The sequence below is a fragment of the Sorangium sp. So ce1036 genome (genome assembly GCF_051369805.1).
GTDB classification, from domain to species: Bacteria; Myxococcota_A; Polyangia; order Polyangiales; family Polyangiaceae; genus Sorangium; species Sorangium cellulosum_F.
On record NZ_JBBMOX010000001.1, the window covers coordinates 3,263,758 to 3,281,010 of the forward strand.

Annotated in this window: 9 protein-coding genes; 3 read left to right on the plus strand and 6 right to left on the minus strand. The window is 72.5% G+C overall.

Annotated features, from left to right (window positions below; all coding sequences use genetic code 11):
- Window positions 1–175 precede the first annotated feature (175 nt).
- From WMF31_RS12580 to WMF31_RS12595, 4 genes are all read right to left on the minus strand, one after another.
- The gene (locus WMF31_RS12580) at window positions 176–5,848 is read right to left on the minus strand and encodes a DNA repair ATPase (RefSeq protein ID WP_436602176.1); all 5,673 of its coding nucleotides are present in this window, start codon (window positions 5,846–5,848) and stop codon (window positions 176–178) included.
- A 12-nt stretch (window positions 5,849–5,860) separates the two neighbouring features.
- On the minus strand, window positions 5,861–8,080 hold the full coding sequence (locus WMF31_RS12585; protein WP_436602177.1) for a hypothetical protein: 2,220 nt from the start codon (window positions 8,078–8,080) through the stop codon (window positions 5,861–5,863).
- A gap of 173 nt (window positions 8,081–8,253) precedes the next feature.
- Window positions 8,254–9,114 (minus strand): glycine zipper family protein, encoded by an 861-nt coding sequence (locus WMF31_RS12590; RefSeq protein ID WP_436602178.1) that lies wholly within the window; start codon window positions 9,112–9,114, stop codon window positions 8,254–8,256.
- A gap of 176 nt (window positions 9,115–9,290) precedes the next feature.
- Window positions 9,291–9,857 carry a BON domain-containing protein gene (locus WMF31_RS12595; protein WP_436602179.1) on the minus strand — a complete coding sequence of 189 codons (567 nt, stop codon included), beginning with the start codon at window positions 9,855–9,857 and terminating at the stop codon, window positions 9,291–9,293.
- Between the two features lie 604 nt (window positions 9,858–10,461).
- Between WMF31_RS12595 and WMF31_RS12600 the strand changes: the two genes are divergently transcribed.
- Complete coding sequence (locus WMF31_RS12600; RefSeq protein WP_436606543.1) at window positions 10,462–11,211, plus strand: class I SAM-dependent methyltransferase; 750 nt, start codon at window positions 10,462–10,464, stop codon at window positions 11,209–11,211.
- 225 nt (window positions 11,212–11,436) lie between these two features.
- Entirely contained in the window at window positions 11,437–12,783 is a 1,347-nt protein-coding gene (locus WMF31_RS12605; protein WP_436602180.1) for a DUF5690 family protein, read from the plus strand.
- Window positions 12,784–12,897: 114 nt separating this feature from the next.
- Here WMF31_RS12605 and WMF31_RS12610 read toward each other — a convergent pair whose 3' ends face one another.
- Together WMF31_RS12610 and WMF31_RS12615 are read right to left on the minus strand one after the other, a co-directional pair.
- A complete protein-coding gene (locus WMF31_RS12610) occupies window positions 12,898–14,385 on the minus strand; it encodes a hypothetical protein (protein ID WP_436602181.1) in 1,488 nt (495 codons plus the stop codon).
- 170 nt (window positions 14,386–14,555) lie between these two features.
- Window positions 14,556–15,068 carry a hotdog fold domain-containing protein gene (locus tag WMF31_RS12615; RefSeq protein WP_436602182.1) on the minus strand — a complete coding sequence of 171 codons (513 nt, stop codon included), beginning with the start codon at window positions 15,066–15,068 and terminating at the stop codon, window positions 14,556–14,558.
- Window positions 15,069–15,635: 567 nt separating this feature from the next.
- Between WMF31_RS12615 and WMF31_RS12620 the strand changes: the two genes are divergently transcribed.
- Window positions 15,636–17,000, plus strand: coding sequence for an RNA polymerase sigma factor (locus WMF31_RS12620; RefSeq protein WP_436602183.1), 1,365 nt, complete (start codon window positions 15,636–15,638; stop codon window positions 16,998–17,000).
- Window positions 17,001–17,253: the final 253 nt, after the last annotated feature.

Below are 17,253 nucleotides of genomic sequence, written 5' to 3' on the forward strand. Positions count from 1 at the left end.
TACCATGCGCGCGGGACGGTGCTCTACCCCCCACGCGGCCTCTGCCGCGTGCGCCTGCTCGCTTTGGTGAGTCCGGTTCCGCCCAACCTGGGTCGGGCTCCGCCGGGGTCGGGCTCCGCCGCCGGGCGCCGCCGAACCTGGGTCGGGCTCCGCCCCCCGGCGCCTGTGTGCCCCCTCAGCCGCCGCGCAGCATCGGCTCCCTTTGCCGCACGAACCGCTCCACGAGCTCCCGCTGCTCGACCGACAGCCGCACGAAGCGCGCCCCGAACCCGGGGGGGCCGTCGCCCTCCGACTCGCGCGTCCACTCGACCACCGCCATCGCGTCCATCTCGCCGCCCTCCGGGAACGGGATCCTGATCGCCACGGCCGTCCCCCGCGCCGGCGGCTGCCGGGAGGTCGGCACGAAGATGCCGCCTTGCTCCACGACGTCGGCCCCGGGCGCCGTCCGGTAGAAGTTCGCCGCCGACTCCGCCCCGACCCGCGCCTCGAACCGCGGCGGCGGCGGCTGGCTCTGCGGCCGCGCCGCCGCGCGCACCCGCTCGTCGATCGCCCGGAGCGCCTGCCCGAGCTCCGCGATCTGCGCCTCGATCGCCCGGATGCCGAACGCGCTCTGCGTCGTCGCCTTCGCGAGCGGCGAGACGACCCGCTCCAGGAGCGAGAGCTGCTGGCCGACCAGCTCCGACGCCGAGCGATCCGCCTCGACCGACACCTCCACCTTCGGCTGCGCCACCCCCCGGAGCGCCGCCGAGAGCCGCTCGATCTCCGGCGCGAGCCACTGCTTCATCTCCCGCGCCCGCAGGTCGCCCGCCTGCGCCACCGCGGCCGCCTTCCCGATCGCCCCGCGGATGCCCTCGAGCTGCTCGCCCAGCATGGAGAGCGTGCCGGTCACGCGCACCACCGGATCCTCCTCCTTGCCGCCCAGGTGCTTGAGCCGCAGATACCCCTTCTTGATCTCGTCCCACCGCGCCCGCTGCTCCGGCGTCATCCGGCCGCGCAGCTCGGCGAGCTTGAGCAGGTTCTGCTCCGCGCCCGTCGTCAGCGTCTGCGCCTCGCTCACGTAGTGATCGTCGATGAGCCGCTCGATCTCCTCGCGCGTGTGCGCCGCCACGACCTTCTCGGCCAGCTTGTTCATGTTCCGGTAGCTGCCCTGCAGCTTGAACGGCGGCTCGGTCCGGAAGGCGTCGTCCTGGGACGCGCTCCTGATGTACTCCAGGTTCACCGACAGGAGCACCTTTTGCACCTGGAACAGCCGCTCGAACACGCTCACGATCTCCGAGACCTCCGCCGCGGAGTAGGCGTGCTCGAGCTCGGTCTGCGCCACCGCCTCGCCCTGCGCCATCCGGATGAGCTCGCGCGTGTCGCCCGGCGCGCGCCCCGACAGCGGCGCGAGCGTCGGGTTCGACGTCAGCGCGTTCTCCAGGTAACTCAGCGCGAAGAGCGCCTCCTTGCCGTCGAGGATGTCGCCCAGATTGTAGGTGTCGGCCCGGTTCGACAGCATGTCCGGGATCTGGAACCGCGCGCCCGACTCCGTGTACGGGTTGCCCGCCATCACCACGCAGAACTTCTTGCCGCGGAGATCGTACGTCCTCGTCCGGCCCCGCCACACGCCCTCGATCCGGCGCTGCCCGTCGCACAGCGAGATGAACTTCTGCAAGAGCTCCGGGTTCGTGTGCTGGATGTCGTCGAGGTACAGCATCACGTTGTTGCCCATCTCGAACGCCAGGTTGATCTTCTCGACCTCCTGCCGCGCGGTCGCGTTCGGCGCCTCGGCCGGATCGAGCGACGTCACCTCGTGGCCGAGCGACGGCCCGTTCACCTTCATGAACGTGAGGCCGAGCTTGCTCGCCACGTACTCCATCAGCGTCGTCTTGCCGTAGCCCGGCGGCGAGATGAGCAGCAGCATGCCCATCAGATCCGTGCGCTTCGCGTCGCCCGCCGCGCCGAGCTGCTTCGCCAGGTTCTGGCCCACGAGCGGCAGGTACACCTCGTCGATGAGCCGGTTGCGCACGAACGACGTGAGCACCCGCGGCGCGAGCTCCTCGAGCCGCAGCCGCTTGCGCTCCCGGTGCACGATCTCGCTCCGGAGCTTGCGGTAGGCACGGTAGCGCGGCAGCCGCTCGTGCACGAAGTCCTCGATCCTGCTCAGGAACTCGTCGAGGCGGAGGACCAGCGCGCGCTCCTTGATGCGCGGGTGCTGGCCGAGCAGCCCCTCCACGCGGGCCTCGGTCACGGCCGCGCTGGGCTCCCGCTCCACGTGCCGCTCCGTCACCACGACGACCGCCGCCTCGAGCGCGAGGTCGCGCAGGGCAGCGCCCGGCTCCCCGGAGGATCCGCCCTCGCGGCCGACCGCCGCGCCCCTGTCGTGGCCGGCCGCGGCGCCCCGCTCGGCGAAGCCCGTGAGCCAGGCGAGCGCGAGCTCCAGCCGCTCGGCCGGGTGCTTCTCGAGCTGTCGCAGGTCGTCCTCGAGCGCCGCCCGGCCCCCCGCGTCGTCGAGGTGCGCCAGCAGCGCGTCGCGCAGCGCCAGCGCCGCCGCGCTCGTCACGAACCGCACCCGCTCCGCCGCGAGCTCCTCCACGAGGTACCGCGCCGCGCCGCGCACGTCCGCCGCGCTCGGCCGCTGCCGGTGCGCCACCGCGGCCGCGGCCACGCCCTCCGCGAGCTCGCCCGCGAGCCGCGCCCGCGCCTCGTCCTCGCCGAGCTGCGCCGCGAGCCGGCCGAGGCTCCGCGCCCGCCGGTGCAGGAGCTCCCGGGCGCGCGCGTCGAGCCCCGCCCAGTACAGGCACGCGAGCGCCCGCGGCGCGCTGCCGAACCGGAGCAGCCCCGCGGTCGCGCGCAGCGCGAGCAGCCGCTCCAGGAGGAGCGCCGCGTCCGCGTCGTGGACGCCGCGCTCGTAACCCTCGTCGTGCCGGCCCTCCGCGTACGCGCGCACCGCCGCGAGCAGCCCGCCCGGGCCGAGCGACGCCTCGCGGAGCCCCTCGATCGTGAGCCCCCGCCGCCCCGCCTCCGCGTCCATCAGCATCGAGCCCGCGAGGAATTCGCCCCGGTAGATCGCCGGCGTCTCGCTCGCGAGCTCCTGGTCCCAGAGGTCCCGCGCGGCCTCCAGCGCCGGATCCTCGATCGGCTCGAAGAAATCGGTCCCGGTGAGGTGCAGCGCGAGCCCCCCGCCGTGCGGGACGAGCGTGAGCTCCAGGGCCTGCGAGCTCACGTTGAAGCGGTGGCGGCCGAGCCGGATGACGTCGCCGCCGCCGCCCTCGAACAGATCCTCGCGGTCGCGCAGCGCCCGCTGCGCGTCCTGCCGCGCCGACTTGAGCCGCGCCTCGACCTCGTCCCCCTTCACGCTGTCGCCGAGCGCGTGGAGCTGGGCGGCGAGATCGCGGATCTTCGCGACCATGGGATCGGACGCGAAGTACGTGTTGAGCTCGTCCACGCCCGCGAAGGAGCGCGCCCGCCGCGCCACCCCCTGGACGATCCGGTCGGCCGCGGCGACGAGGTTCGAGACGCGCCGCTGCCGCTCGTCGAGCAGCGCCTGCCGCCGCGCCGCGATCGCGTCGTTGACCTCCTCGCGCTTCTGGGCGAGCTCGCCCAGGAACTCGTCGAACTCGCCGAACTTCCCCTCGAGCTCCTCGAGCTGGACGAGCAGCTTCGAGAGCTCGGCGTCGCAGCGCTCGGGCGTGTCGCAGGCCGCGATCGCGCTCGCCACGCTCTGGCCGAACACCTTGAACTGCGCCCCGAACTCCGCGCGCCCCTCGGCGCCCCGGAGGTCCCTGCCGCGGGCGCCGAGCGTCGCGCGCGCCCGGTTGAGCTGCGCGTACACCTCGCTGATCCCCTCCAGGATCCGGGTGCGGGCCGTGGGATCGTCGACCTTCAGGCCCGCCACGATCTCGGCGAGCACCGTGAGCCCCTCGTTCACGGCGTCGAGATCCGCGGCGAACGGCGCGAGCTCGGGCGACTTGCCGACCGCCTCGATCTGCGCGATGAGCGCGGCGAGCCGGTCGGCCAGCGGGCGGAACGCCTGCTCGCCGAGCAGGAACGTCACGCAGGCGGCGCTCACCTCGTCGGTCCGCGCGACGATCTCGGCCTCGAGCGCGTCGACGCGGGCGAGGTCCATGTACTTGAGCTCGCGCAGCGTGATGAGGTGGCCCCGCTGCCTCCGCAGCGCGGTCAGCGCCTTCAGGAACGCGTCGACGCTCGCCGCGTCCTCGGGCCGCACGCCGCCGAGCAGCGCCCGCTGCGCCGCCTCGGCCTCGGCGAGCGCGCCCGCCGCGCGCACCTTGATGGCCTCGACCTTCTCGAACTCGTCGACGATGCTCTCGGAGATCGCCCGGAGCTCGTTCACGGTCGACAGGAGGTCGCCCGCCTCGGCGTGGCCGAGCCAGTAGTAGGCGTCGATCATCCGCCCGGCGATCTTGATGAGATCCTCGTACGTCTGGCGGGTCGGCGACGCGCTCATCGCCGCGCGCCGCACGCTGAGCGCGTCGGAGATGCCCCGCACGAGATCGGCGTTGCCCACCTTGGCGAGGTACGAGCCGTCGGTCGGGGCCGAGGCCGCGAACTCCGCGGTCGTGAACGGCGTCTGCCAGATCTGCATCGGGTGGACGCGCGTCGGCTCGTCGCCCACGGCCCGGAAGATCACCATCTTGCCGTCGTCGAAGAGGCTGTACCCGTGGCACTGGATCGGGGTCGCGACCTCCTTGCGGATCAGGTTGTACGGGAGGAGCACGTAGCGCCCGTCCACGACCCGGTGGAACACGTAGAGCACGTCCTCGCCGTTGGGCGAGCGGATGGCCCGCTCGAACTCGAGGCTCTCCGCGGCGCCCTCGAAGCGCTTCGTCTCGCCGGTGACCAGGTAGTAGCCGCTCGGGAAGACGATGCCCTGGTCCTCCGGCAGGCTGAGGCACGCGTGCCCGATGGCGTCGATGCGCGTGACCTTCCGGGTGCGGCCGTTGTAGACGAGGTAGCGGTACGACGGCTCCCGGAACGGCTTGATCTTGAGCAGGATGAGCGGCCCGAGCCGGGCGTACTGGATGTCGGCGTCGTCGAGCGCCTGGCCCGGGTCGTCGACCGGCTCGTGGTAGATGCCGAGCCCCGTCGTCGTGTTGTCCTCGATCTTGACGGTGAGGTCGCCCCCGACCGTCTCGACGAAGATCTCGCCGGCGATCGACACGTGCGGGTGCTTGCCGTGCACGTGGTCGTCGCGCGTGGTCTGCGTCCAGGCGAAGTCGTGCGGCCGCGGCCGCACGTTGTCCTCCTCGCCGCGCGCGTCGAGGTAGCGGACGCGCCCGGCCGGGTCGATGCTCCAGCGGAACACCTTCACGTCGCGCTCGGTGGCGCCGACCTGGAAGATGGCGAGCAGCCGCGTGTCGCTGCGCCGGAGCTGGAGCAGCCGGGGCTCCTTGACGTAGCGGTGGAGGTCCTTGAACTCCTTGACGAAGCCTGGGTCGCTCAGGAAGGCGCTGCCCTCGTCGAGCGGGACGGGCGACAGGTCGAGGGCGCCGTCGGCCTTGGTGAAGCGGTGGAGGCTGAAGACGTCGCCGACGTTCACCTCCTTCAACCCCATGAACACGAGGTAGCCGACGAGCAGCTTGCCCCGGATGCTCACGATGTCGCGCGGCAGGCAGTTGTTCTCGGTGCGGACGCGCGCGTTCTCGATGAGCGCGAGGTCCGAGCCGCCGAACACCTCCTTGCGCCGCGCGTTGAGCGCCTCCGCGCGGCGGCCCAGCTCCTCGGCGCGCTCGACGAGGCGCCGGCGGATCACCTCGTAATTGCCGCCATCCAGCGAGTCGGCCGCCTGCGGGGCGGGGGATCCCGCCGCCCGGGCCGCGCCATCCAGGGCCCCTGTCGACACCATGCACGCTCCGTGTCAGGCCCGCGGGCCCCGCTGCACGAGGTCGTCGAGGCCGAGCTCCCGCGCCTTGTCGGCGAGCGCCTGGATCTTCTTCTTCCCGTCGTCGTCGGCGCTCGAGAGCAGCCCCCTCAGGATCCCGGACACCGTGGCGTCCGGCCTCCCCGAGGGCGGCCCGTTGCGGCCGGCGAGCTGCTTCAGATCCTCGGGCAGGCTCGCGTTGCCGTTCAGGTAGTCGCCGAGGAGGGCGCGCACCGTCGCGCTCTGGTCGACCATCCCGTCGACCGCCTGGCCGAGGCTGACCGCCTTGACGAACCGCTCGAAGAACGCCCCGTCGCCGCCGACGATGTTGATCTTCGCCTGCTCGAACGCGCCGCGCAGGATCTCGGCCTGCGCGCGGGCGATCTCGGCGCGGATGCGCAGCGCCTCGAGCTCCACCGCCCGCTCCTTCTCGAGGCGGAGGCGGAACTCCTCGTGCTCGCGGCCGATCCCGTCGAGCGCCTTCATGGCCGCGGCCTTCTCCGCCGTGCCCGCGGCCTCGGCCAGGAGCCGCTCCTTGATCGCGGCCGCCTCGGCGAGGCCCGTCTTCTCGAGCGCCTGCGCCTCGGCCTCGCGCGTCCTCGCGGCCGCGAGCCCCTTCTGCTCGATGCCGGCGGCCTCGGCGAGGAGCCGCTCCTTGGCGACGAGCGCCTCGGCGCGCCCCTGCTTCTCGATCGCCACCGCCTCGGCCTCCTTGACGATCACCCGCGCGAGGCCCTGCTTCTCCTCGCCGGCCGCGACCGCCTGCATCTTCTCGAGCGTCACGCGCGCCTCGGCGAACCCCTGCTTCTCGACCGCCTGCGCGTCGGCCTCCTTCACCCGGACGCGCGCCAGCCCCTCGGCCGCGGCCTCGGCCTGCACGCCCTCGGCGAGCCGCATCTTCGCGCGCGCCGCCTTCTCGCTCGCCTCGAGCTCCGCGTCGGCCGTGATGAGCTTCTCGCGCGCCCGGAACTTCGCCGCCTCCTCGCTCGCCTCGGCGCCCTTGATGTGCTTGACGAGCTGCTCCTGCGCCTCGGCCTCGGCGTTGATGCGCGTCACGTCCTTCAGGCGCGTCGCCTCGGCCACGGCGCGCACGTCCTTGATCCGCTCCTCCTCCTCGGCCACGGTCTTCTCGACCGCGATCCGCGCCCGGATCACGTCGGCGATGTCCTTCTTCTGGACCTCGAGCTCCTTCTCGCGGGCGATCTGCTGGAGCGCCACGTCGCGCTCGCGGCTCACGACCTCGAGCTGCCGCGCCTTCTGCACGCGCTCGGTCTCGACGGCGATCTCCCGCTCCTTGTTCTTCTGGGCGACCAGCGCGCCGCGCTCCTTCATCTCGCGGGCGATGGCGGCCTCCTCGTCGTTCTTCTCCTGGAGCAGCAGCGTCTTCTTGCGCTCCTCGCTCGTGATGCGGGCCGCCTCGTTCTGCTCGCGCGCCTGCGCCACGGCGATCTCCTTCGCCTTCTTCGCCTCCGCCTCGGCCCGGCGCTGCTCGAAGCGGAAGATCGCCTCGTCGGAGTTCAGGTTCTGGCTGCCGATCTCCATCCGCTCCTTCTGGCGGAGATCGTTCGTGAGCACGTTCTGCGCGACCGTCAGCTCGGTGATCTTCCGGATGCCCTCGGCATCCATGATGTTGTCCTTGTCGAGCAGCTCGATGGGCGTCTGCTCCAGGTAGTCGATCGCCGCGTCGGCGAGCACGAACCCGCTCAGGTCCTTGCCGATGACGTCGATGATGTCGTCCTTGAACTTCTGCCGCTCCATGTAGAGGTCCTCGAAGTTCAGGCGCTTGCCGACGGTCTTGAGCGCCTCGGAGAACTTCGCGGCGAAGAGCTGCTCGAGCGTCTCGGGGTTCGAGGCGCGCGCGCAGCCGATGGTCCGCGCCACCGTGCGCACGTCGTCCTGGGTCTTGTTCACCTGCACGAAGAAGGTGACCTTGATGTCCGCGCGGATGTTGTCCTTGCAGATGAGGCCCTCCTTGCCGCGCCGGTCGATCTCGATCGTCTTGACCGAGATATCCATGTACTCGGCGCGGTGGATGATCGGCAGGACCAGGGTCCCCGTGAAGGTGACGATGGGCTCCTGGCCTCTCGTGTTGATGATCAGCGCCTTGCCTTGATCCACCTGGCGGTAGAACTTGGCGTACATGACCAGCATCCCGAGGACGAGGAAGGCGAGGACACCGACCAGGACGAGGATCAGGGGGACGGTCACAGTGGGCACGCGGGGCTCCTTCGCGTTGGCGGCGGAGGGGAGGGCGCCGGCCCCCGTGATCGCGTGATCGCGTGATCGCGTGATCGAGGGTCGCGCACCCGGGCCCGCTCCGATCCGGGTCGGGGGCCGGATGATGCCCCCTCGGGGCCGAGCGTACACGAATCCTCCCGCGCGACGGGAATTCAGCGGCCGCGCTGGCGCACGTCGCCCGCGCGGGCCGCGGGGGCGCTCTCCTCCTCGGATCCGTCCGGGGAGGCGGCGCGCGCCTCGTTCACGACGGGCGCGACGCGCGTTCCGAGGGCGGGGGGCGGGCCGAGCAGGGAATCGAGCGGCTCGACGCCGAAGGCACCCTCGTCCGGGCTCCAGCTCACGAGCAGCGCGCGGTCGCCGCGGCGGAGGGCGCCGGGCGTGTCGCACCGCACGTCGAGGATGTGGCTCGCGCCGCCCTCGTCGATCACGGCCTGGCCGAAGCGCTGGTCGACGCGCCCGGTGGAGATGACGCACACGCGGCCCACGAGGTCCTGCTTCGACGGGGCGTGCCGCGTCACGAACAGCGGGCCGAGCGGCCGCACCGCCAGGGAGGTGAGCAGGAGGGCGGCGGCGAGCGAGCCCACGAGCACCGCGAGGCCGAGCGCCCAGCGGGGGAGCCCGAGGCCCGCCCAGAGCGGCTCGGCGAGCAGGGTCGTGAGCACGCTGGTGAACCAGCCGAACGCCGCGATCAGCGTGAGCGCCACGGTCGCCGGCACGCGGTGCAGCGCGAGCGCCGAGAGCAGCGAGCCGACGCCATCCGGGCCATGGCCCCCGTCGGCCAGGCCCTCCGCGGCGCCCTTGGCGGCGCCCTCGAGCGCGCCCTTGGCGACGCCCTCGAGCGCGCCCTTGGCGACGCCCTCGAGGTCCGGCACCACGTGGCCGTGGGCGCCGCCGAGCACGTCGAGGTCGAGCGCGCCCACGAGCACGAACAGCCAGTAGATGAGCGCGAGCGCGAGCACGACCGTGAAGAGCACGGCAGGGAACACGAGCGACGCGGCGAGCACCTCGGCCATGGGCAGACGCGAGCAGGGGGCAGGCGCAGGAGAGATCGACGCGCGACGCGGCGCCCGCGACCTGCGCTCCGATTGGATCACAGGCAGGGTGGCGATGGGGCCAAAATCTGCGGCCCGGCGCGCCGTGGAAAAGGCTTGACGTTCCCGGTCGAGGCTGGGGTGAGCGGATGCTCGGCTCAGGGCGCCGCAGGCCCGCCCGGTTGCTGGCCGCGCTGCAGCCGGATCTCGTTGCGCACGTCGGTCACGCCGGAGACGCGCTCCGCGAGCGCCTCGATCTGGTGCTTGAAGCGGCGCTCGCGGACGGTGCCGGAGAGGGTGACCTCGCCGTCCTGGACCATCACCTCGACGTCGCTCGCGTCGAGATCGGGGCACTCGGCGATCTGCTCGCAGAGGTCCTCACGGATCCGCTCGTCCGGGCGCTTGTATCCCTCGGGCGGGCGGCCGCGCGCGCCGCCGAGCCCGCGATGCTGTCCGCCGGGGTGGAAGCTCGGCCCGCCGAGCTCCTGCCCGGCCCACCCGCCGCGGTGCTCCCCCGGCCGGCCCCGCCGAGCCTGGGGCTCGTCGTCTCGCTGCAGCACTTGCTCGTAGTTGCCGCGATGGCCGTAGCTGGCATCCCCGGAGGCCCCGCGCTCGCTGCGATACGCCTCCTCTCCCCGATGTTCCGGGGGGCGCCCGGCCCCCTCGCGGTCGCGTCCTCGCCCGGCGTTGTTGTCCTCGTCGATCCATCCGTGACGATGAGGCATGACCCCTCCGTTCTCTCCCTGTGCGACACGAGGGACACGGCGACGCGCCCGTGTCGCTCCCCGTCCATGATCCGGTCGACGCTCGAGGCATGGCGGCAGCAGAGAAAGGCCGCCCTGTGATCCGCTCCTGTCCGCTCCCGCGCTGCCAGAAGGAACGGAGGCCCCAGCGCGCCCGGATGTCGCAAGGCGCATTCCAGATCCAGCCGCGTCGTGTTTCACATCCCCTTCAGGAACGCTGCCCTCGCGTCCGCCCAGACGCCGAGTCGCAAACTGCCCCATCGCCCGGCGACGAGGCGCCCCATCGAGACGTTGCGCCACAGCGGTGAACCGCACATCGGGCCTCGCCCGACCGCGCTCCGGGGCGACAGGCCGGCGGGCCGACAGGGCGACAGGGCGACAGGGCGACAGGCCGGACGGTGTCTCGTGGGCAATTCCTGCCATTGTCGCCCTGCGGGCGGCAGGCGCCCGCGGCGCCATCCGCCGACGCGTTCCGTCGAGGTCGTCCGCCAGACATTGACTTTCAGCCGCTCGGCCTCGACCATGCTCTCGCACAGCCAGGGTCCAGCAGCATCAGTCGTCGGGAGCGGTCCTGGACCGTCGGACCCTGGCCAAGGATCACCGTCGCCTCGCGGAGCTGCTCCGACCGGGCCTGTCGGTGCTCGATATCGGCTGCGGGACGGGCGGCATCACCCGCGGTATCGCGGAGGCGGTGCGGCCCGGCGGCGCCGTGCTCGGCCTGGACCGGGACGAAGGCCACATCGCGCGGGCCTCGGCGCGCTTCGCCGGCCAGGCCGGCCTGTCCTTCGCGTGCGGTGACGTGCTCACCCTCGACGCGGAGGCGCGCTTCGACGTGGTCACCGCGGCGCGCACCCTCCAGTGGGTGCCGCGGCTCGACGAGGCGCTCGCGCGCATGGCGCGGGCCGCGAAGCCGGGCGGCACGATCCTCGTGCTCGACTACAGCCACGAGCGCCTGCGCTGGCGGCCGGAGCCTCCGGCCTCGGTGGCGCGGTTCTACGCGGCGTTCCTCGCGTGGCGAGCGGGCCTCGGCATGGAGAACTCCCTCGCCGACACCCTCGCGGAGCGCTTCGCGGCCCACGGCCTCGCGGACGTCCGCGTCACGAACCAGGACGAAGCGGCGCGCCGGGGCGATCCGGGCTTCGAGGCGGCGCTCGAGATCTGGCTCCATGTCATCGACGCATGCGGCCCTGCGATGATCGCCGCCGGCGCGCTCAGCGAGCTCGAGCGCGACGAGGCGCGGCGCGACTACCCTCGCTGGTGCCGCGAATCGGCCGAGGAGCAGCGCATGGTCCTCCGGGCCGTCGAGGGGACGCGGCCGCGGCGCGCGAGCGCGTAGCGCCGCGTCGGCCGCGCCGTCCCTGGCTCCACGTCGGGTGGTGGCCCGGAGGCCCACGAAGAGCGGTTCGCCGCAGTACCCGCTTCGCCCGCCGGACGCCCGGCCAGGGCCAGGGGAGACGGGACGGATCCGGCCGCGCGCCTCGCCGAAAATTCACGCGCGCCCGCGCGGGGCGCGGCTACCCTCGGGCCGCGCGGCCCTCCTCGCGCCTGCCTCGGAGCTCCCATGCCGGCCCAGCGACGCGTGACGAGATGGCTCGAACGAGCGCCCGCGCCGGTGTTCACGGCGTTCGCCGTGCTCGCCGCGTTCGCGACGTACTTCTGCATGTACGCGTTCCGCAAGCCGTTCGCGGTCGGGACCTTCCAGGGCGCGGTCGCGCTGCCGCTGCTCCCGCCGCTCGATCTGAAGAGCCTCTACCTCATCGCCCAGGGGCTCGGGTACTGCGCCTCGAAGTTCCTCGGCATCAAGATCGTCTCCGAGATGCGCCCCGAGCGGCGCGCCCTCGCGATCCTCGCGTGCATCGGCGTGAGCGAGGCGGCGCTCGTCCTGTTCGCGCTCGCGCCGGCCCCCCACGCCGCGGCCTTCCTCGTGCTGAACGGGCTGCCGCTCGGGATGGTCTGGGGCCTCGTCTTCGGCTTCCTCGAGGGGCGCCGCGTCAGCGACCTGCTCGGCGCCGGGCTCTGCGTGAGCTTCATCGTCGCGAGCGGCTTCGTGAAGACCGTGGGCAAGCTGACGCTCGGGTGGGGGGTGCCGGAGGCGTGGATGCCGGCGTTGACCGGCGCGCTCTTCTTCCCGCCGCTGCTCCTGTCGATCTGGATGCTCGCGCAGATCCCGCCGCCCTCGGCCGACGACGAGGCGCTCCGGACCCGGCGCGCGCCCATGGACCGCGCCGCGCGGCGCGCGTTCTTCCTGGCGAACGCGGGCGGGCTCGTGACCCTGGTCGTCGGCTACATGGTGCTCACCGCCTACCGCGATTTCCGCGACAACTTCGCCCGCGAGATCTGGGACGCCGTGGGCTACGCCGACCAGCCGGCGATCCTGACGACGGCCGAGATCCCCGTGGCCATCGGCGCGCTCGTCGCGGTCGCGCTGATGATGGGCATCCGCAGCAACCGCGCCGCGCTCCTCGCGGTCCACGGCCTCATGCTCGCCGGCGCCGTGCTCGTCGCAGGGAGCACCGCGCTCTTCCAGGCCGGCGTCATCGGCCCGGTCGCGTGGATGATCAGCGTCGGGCTCGGGCTGTACGTGGGCTACGTCCCGTACAACTGCGTGCTCTTCGACCGGCTCATCGCGGCGCTGGGCTCGGTGGCGACCGCGGGCTTCCTGATCACCGCGGCCGACGCGTTCGGCTACCTGGGGAGCGTGATGGTGCTGCTCTACAAGAGCTTCGGCCAGCCGAAGCGCTCGTGGATCGAGTTCTTCCTCGGGTTCAGCTACGCGATGGCCCTCGTGTGCGCGGCGCTCTTCGCCGCGTCGGCGGGCTACTTCTGGCTGCGCACCCGCGCGGACCGCCTCGCGACCTCGCGCGCGGTGGGCGGGCCTCGGGAGCCTGCCGGCGAGCAACCAGGTTGACCGCGGCCGAGGTCGACCACGGCCGTCACCTGGCCGGGGCACGGCCCGATCACGCTGGCAACAGGGCTGGGGGCGGGGAGGGGAGCGGGTGCGGGGAGGGGCGCGCGCGCCCGCTCAGCGGACCGGCGGGACCTCTGTCTTGCAGCCGACCTTGAGCTCGACCTGCCCGCCCTTGCCGAACTGCGAGCAGGTCGCCGGGCACATCACGATCTTCGTCGGCTTGCTGCCGGTCGCGGGATCGACGTCGTAGTACCAGCCGCCGGCCACCGCGTCGCAGCTCGCCTCGTCGCCCACGTAGAAGATGGTCGCCGGCGCGCCGCCGTCCGGGGGCGTGTGCTGGACGTTGAGCGTCCCGTAGTCGAGCGACTGGCCGGCGGACGGCGTCGGGACCTGGTACTCGCACGCGAGGCTCTTGCCGCGGATCTCGTTGAGCGCCTCGAGGAAGGCGCTCGAGACGTCCGTGTTCGTGTCGATGAAGAAGGCCTGCGTCCCGCCGCCCTCGGCGATGCGGTTCATCGTGGCCTCGGCGCCGTCGTCGTTGCCGTCGAAGACCCCGATCACGAAGGTGGAGATGCTCGGCGAGCCGTTCAGCCCGGCGCTCGCGATCTCCGCGATGCCGTCGCCGTCCTGCGGATCGCACAGGGAGGGCATCCCGTCGGTGGCGAGCACCGCGATGACGCGGTGGGTCGGGTTCGCCAGGGCGTGGGCGCGGGCCCGCTCGATCGCGCCGGCGAGGGCGCCGGCGGTCGGCGTCCCGTCATCGGGATCCTGGGCGGCGATCGACGCCATGAGCTCCTCGGCCTTCGCGGCGTCGAGCGGCGTGATGTCGACCGCGGGCGCCGCGTAGACCTCGGCGTCGCACGAGAGCGGGCTCTGGCATTCGCTCTCGGTCACCGCCTCGCACATACCGCCCCGGTAGCAGCTCTCGCCCAGGTCCGTGCACAGGTTGCCGCTCCTGCTGCACACGCCGAGAGCGACGCAGCTGTCGCCGCGCATGCAGTCCGCGTCGGTGGCGCAGTACCGCAGTCGGGGGTCGTTCCGGCAGATACGGAGTTTGCACGGCCCGTGCGCGCCGCACTCCTCGTTCGACGTGCACGTCGCGGGCACGTCGGGATCGCGCAGCGGGAAGTACTGGAGCCCGACGCCGAGCCCCGCGGACTGCGGGTCGGTGAAGAACGCCTCGAGCGCCTCGGTGACGGCCTCCCACTTGGTGTCGCGCGTCGGGAGCCGGTCCTCCATCGAGCCCGACGCGTCGAGCATGATGTACAGGTCGAGCGGCACGAGCTCCGCCGTGCTCGTCTCGCCCGCGCACGACGTGCCGCCGCCGGCGCCGTCTCCCGCGCCGCTGCTGAGCGTCCCGGAGCTCGCGCCGCCATCGCCGGTGTCCCCGAAGCCCGAGCCCGTGCCAAAGCCTGTCCCCGATGAGTCCGAGCCCGAGCCCGCGCCAGCACCCGTGCCCGAGTCCGAGCCCGTGCTCGCCGTCGCCGCATCTCCGCCGGTTCCACCGCCGCCGAAGACCGAGCCGCCGGCTCCACCACACGCCGCGAAGAACACGCTGATTCCTGTCGCGGCGAGCGCCACCATCGTTGAGCGGTTATCCATAAGACAGGATCGAAACATCCCGGGCGCCCTTTGTCGAGCGCGGGATTCGACTCGAGCTCCTGCTCCGTACCCGGATGTCGCAGGGGGTAGGAACTTCAGAATCGACCCATGAGGTGAGGTGGCTCTCCGAGGCTCAGGGCTCGTGTGTGTGTGGAGGTCTGGTATGAGGCTCAAGCCTGCTTCTTCGGGCCGACGAGGCTGCGGAGGGTGGCGCGGGCGACCTCGACGCCGGTCGCGTCGCGGAGGCTCACGGGGATCTGGTACTCCCTGCGTTCGCTGCTCTCGGGGACAGGGCACTCGCAGACGGCGCGGATCGTGCCGCGGGCCTTCTTCAGGTACTCGATCGAGAGGCCGGCAACGATGAACCGCGCATCGTCGGGCAGCGCGTAGGACAGGGCCGTGTTGCCGGTGAGCTCGGCGAGGTTGACGAGCGCGACGGCGTGCACCGAGCGGAGGTGGTTGCGCAACCTGGGCCGGTCGCGCATGGATACCTCCGCGCGGCCGCGCTCCAGGAGCTCGACGTCGGCGCGGATGGTGTCCGTGTAGGGGGCCATCGCGCCGATGAGGCGGCTGAACAGGCGCTTGCCTCCCGGCAGGCGGTGCAGCCTGTCCCAGAGGTCGCGCAGGGTGTTGCGGCGCGAGGTCGCCGCGATCGAAGCGAGAGAGAGGTCGGCGAGCTTCATGGGGGGTGAGCCACCCGGGGGCGGCGATCGCACAGTGCCTCAATTCGCCTGGCGGCGCACCTCGAATGGGACCCGGGGCGCAGGGGCTCCCGGAGGGATCCGGTGGCCGCGCGGATCGCTCGCCGTCGTGGGCGTGCCGTGCCCGACCCGGGCTGTGCCACGCCCGACCAGGTTGCGCCCAGGTTGTGCCGCGCCCCGCCCCCGCCCGACCGAGGTTGCCGACCCAGGTCGAGGTTGCCGACCCAGGTTGAGGTTGCCGACCCAGGTTGAGGTTGCCCGTCCAACCCAGGTTGAGGTTGCCCGTCCAACCCGGGTTGAGGTTGCCCCATCCGCCCCGTCCAACCCAGGGCTAATGTTATCTGTACAACAATTTGTCGCAAGAATTGTTTGTGTGTAATTTATTCAATGTATCGATGTGATCCCCGGCCTCCCGGCGCAGCGCCCACGGCGCGATCGCGTCGATTTCCGGCCTTCTGGCGCCGTGGAGCGGCGGCCCGGGGCCGGCGCCTGCCGTGGGCGGTGTGCCCGGGCCGGCAAACGCTCGCCGGCGTCCGGAATTGGCCTGGTATGACGCGACCTCGCCGGCCGGGCCAAGGTGGACCACCCGAGAAGGAGCGAGCCTTTGAGCTGCTCTTTCGTGCGAAGACATTTGCGCTTGTATGGCGCTGGTTAACCCGCCTGGGAATTCCTCTGCGCGACCGTGGAGATCTTGCGCAGGACATCCTGTTCTCTGCGTACCAGAGCTTCGAGAACTACAACCCCGCGATCTCGCGACCCGAGCGCTGGCTGAACCGGATCACGGTCCACACCGCCGCGCACTACCGCGAGCGCGCCCAGCATCGCTACGAAGAGCTGGTGACGGACGAGGAGCTCCCGCCCCTCGTCGACCAGTCCCAGCCCCCGGACCAGCTAATCATGGTGGAGCAGGAGCGGCTCATGGTGCTCGAGCTCCTGCAGCAGCTCGACGTCGACGCGTACTCGATCCTCGTCGCTCACGACCTCGACGGCATCCCGATGGCGGAGCTCGCGGAGCAGCGCGGCGTCCCGCTGTCCACCGCCTACAAGTGGCGCGCGCGCGCCCTCTCGCTGTTCCACGACATCGTGGTGAAGCGCAGGCGCGAGGACCGGAAGAAGGAAGGCTCGCTCTGCGTGCTGCCGCTCGACGTGGCGGCGCTCTTCGCCGCCGCGCGGATCGCGCCCCGCGTACCCGAGGACGTCCGGCTCGCGGTCGTCCGCGGCGTGCAGGAGTCGGTGCGCGCGTTCGAGGTGGCCAGCGCCAAGACGGCGACCATCGGCGCCGGCAAGGGGGTCGGCGACGCCGTGACGTGGCTCAAGGCGATATGGCGACGCCTCGCCCCTCTGCGGTCGACCGTCGGCGCGACGCCCGCCGTCACCGCGACGGCCGCGGCGACCGTCGTCGCTGGCACGGCCTGGCTGGGGTCCCCGGACCCGCCGCCTCCGCCGCAGGTGATGCCTGTCCGGTCCATCGTCATGGCGGTGACCCCCCCCGAACCGCCGCCGCCCCCTGCCGCGCCGGAGCCACCCCCGCCGGCCGCGCCTGCGCCTGTCGTCCGCCCGCCGCAGGTGCGCGCCACCGGCGGCAAGCGTGCGCGCGTCCGCGCGCCGGCGCCGCCCGCGCCCACGAACGACGCCTTCTCACTGGCCAGCAGCCTCGACGTCTCGCTCTTCAAGCTGTGCAGCGATGCGGTGAACCGGCGCGATCCTGTCCAGGCGATCCAGGAGCTCGAGCGCTACGATCGCGAGGTTCCGGCGAGCGCCTTCGCCTCGGAGCGGAGGGTGCTCTGGATCCGGGCGCTCTGGATGGCGAGGCGTTACAGCGAGGCGCGCGCCCGGCTCGCGCGCGCTCGGTTCGACCCCACGATCGATCCCAAGCTGCTCGAAGGGCTGGACCGGGATGCGCCCACCCGGTGAGCCGCGGCCTGCGCGCGTCGCGCTGCGGCGCGCGCAGGCCGGCAGGGCCGCAAACGCCTTCAGCGCCCATGGCGCCGGAGGCGCGCGCCGAGGCGAGACGCGCCCCCGGCTCCACGGCCGCTCGCTGGATCGGCGCCCGTGCCGAGCGCGGATGAGCTCATGTCCGGCGGGGCGCCGCCCTCTCGCATGGATGCCTGTCTCACCGGCCGCCCGCCAGCGTCGATGACGGGCGTGAGCTCGAGATCACGCGGCC

What these genes read in the sequence shown, in the direction of transcription:
- WMF31_RS12620 (WP_436602183.1), top strand. Translation starts at nt 15,636, where the DNA reads ATGACGCGACCTCGCCGGCCGGGCCAAGGTGGACCACCCGAGAAGGAG.
- WMF31_RS12595 (WP_436602179.1), bottom strand. Translation starts at nt 9,857, where the DNA reads ATGCCTCATCGTCACGGATGGATCGACGAGGACAACAACGCCGGGCGA.
- WMF31_RS12605 (WP_436602180.1), top strand. Translation starts at nt 11,437, where the DNA reads ATGCCGGCCCAGCGACGCGTGACGAGATGGCTCGAACGAGCGCCCGCG.
- WMF31_RS12580 (WP_436602176.1), bottom strand. Translation starts at nt 5,848, where the DNA reads ATGGTGTCGACAGGGGCCCTGGATGGCGCGGCCCGGGCGGCGGGATCC.
- WMF31_RS12610 (WP_436602181.1), bottom strand. Translation starts at nt 14,385, where the DNA reads ATGGATAACCGCTCAACGATGGTGGCGCTCGCCGCGACAGGAATCAGC.
- WMF31_RS12590 (WP_436602178.1), bottom strand. Translation starts at nt 9,114, where the DNA reads ATGGCCGAGGTGCTCGCCGCGTCGCTCGTGTTCCCTGCCGTGCTCTTC.
- WMF31_RS12615 (WP_436602182.1), bottom strand. Translation starts at nt 15,068, where the DNA reads ATGAAGCTCGCCGACCTCTCTCTCGCTTCGATCGCGGCGACCTCGCGC.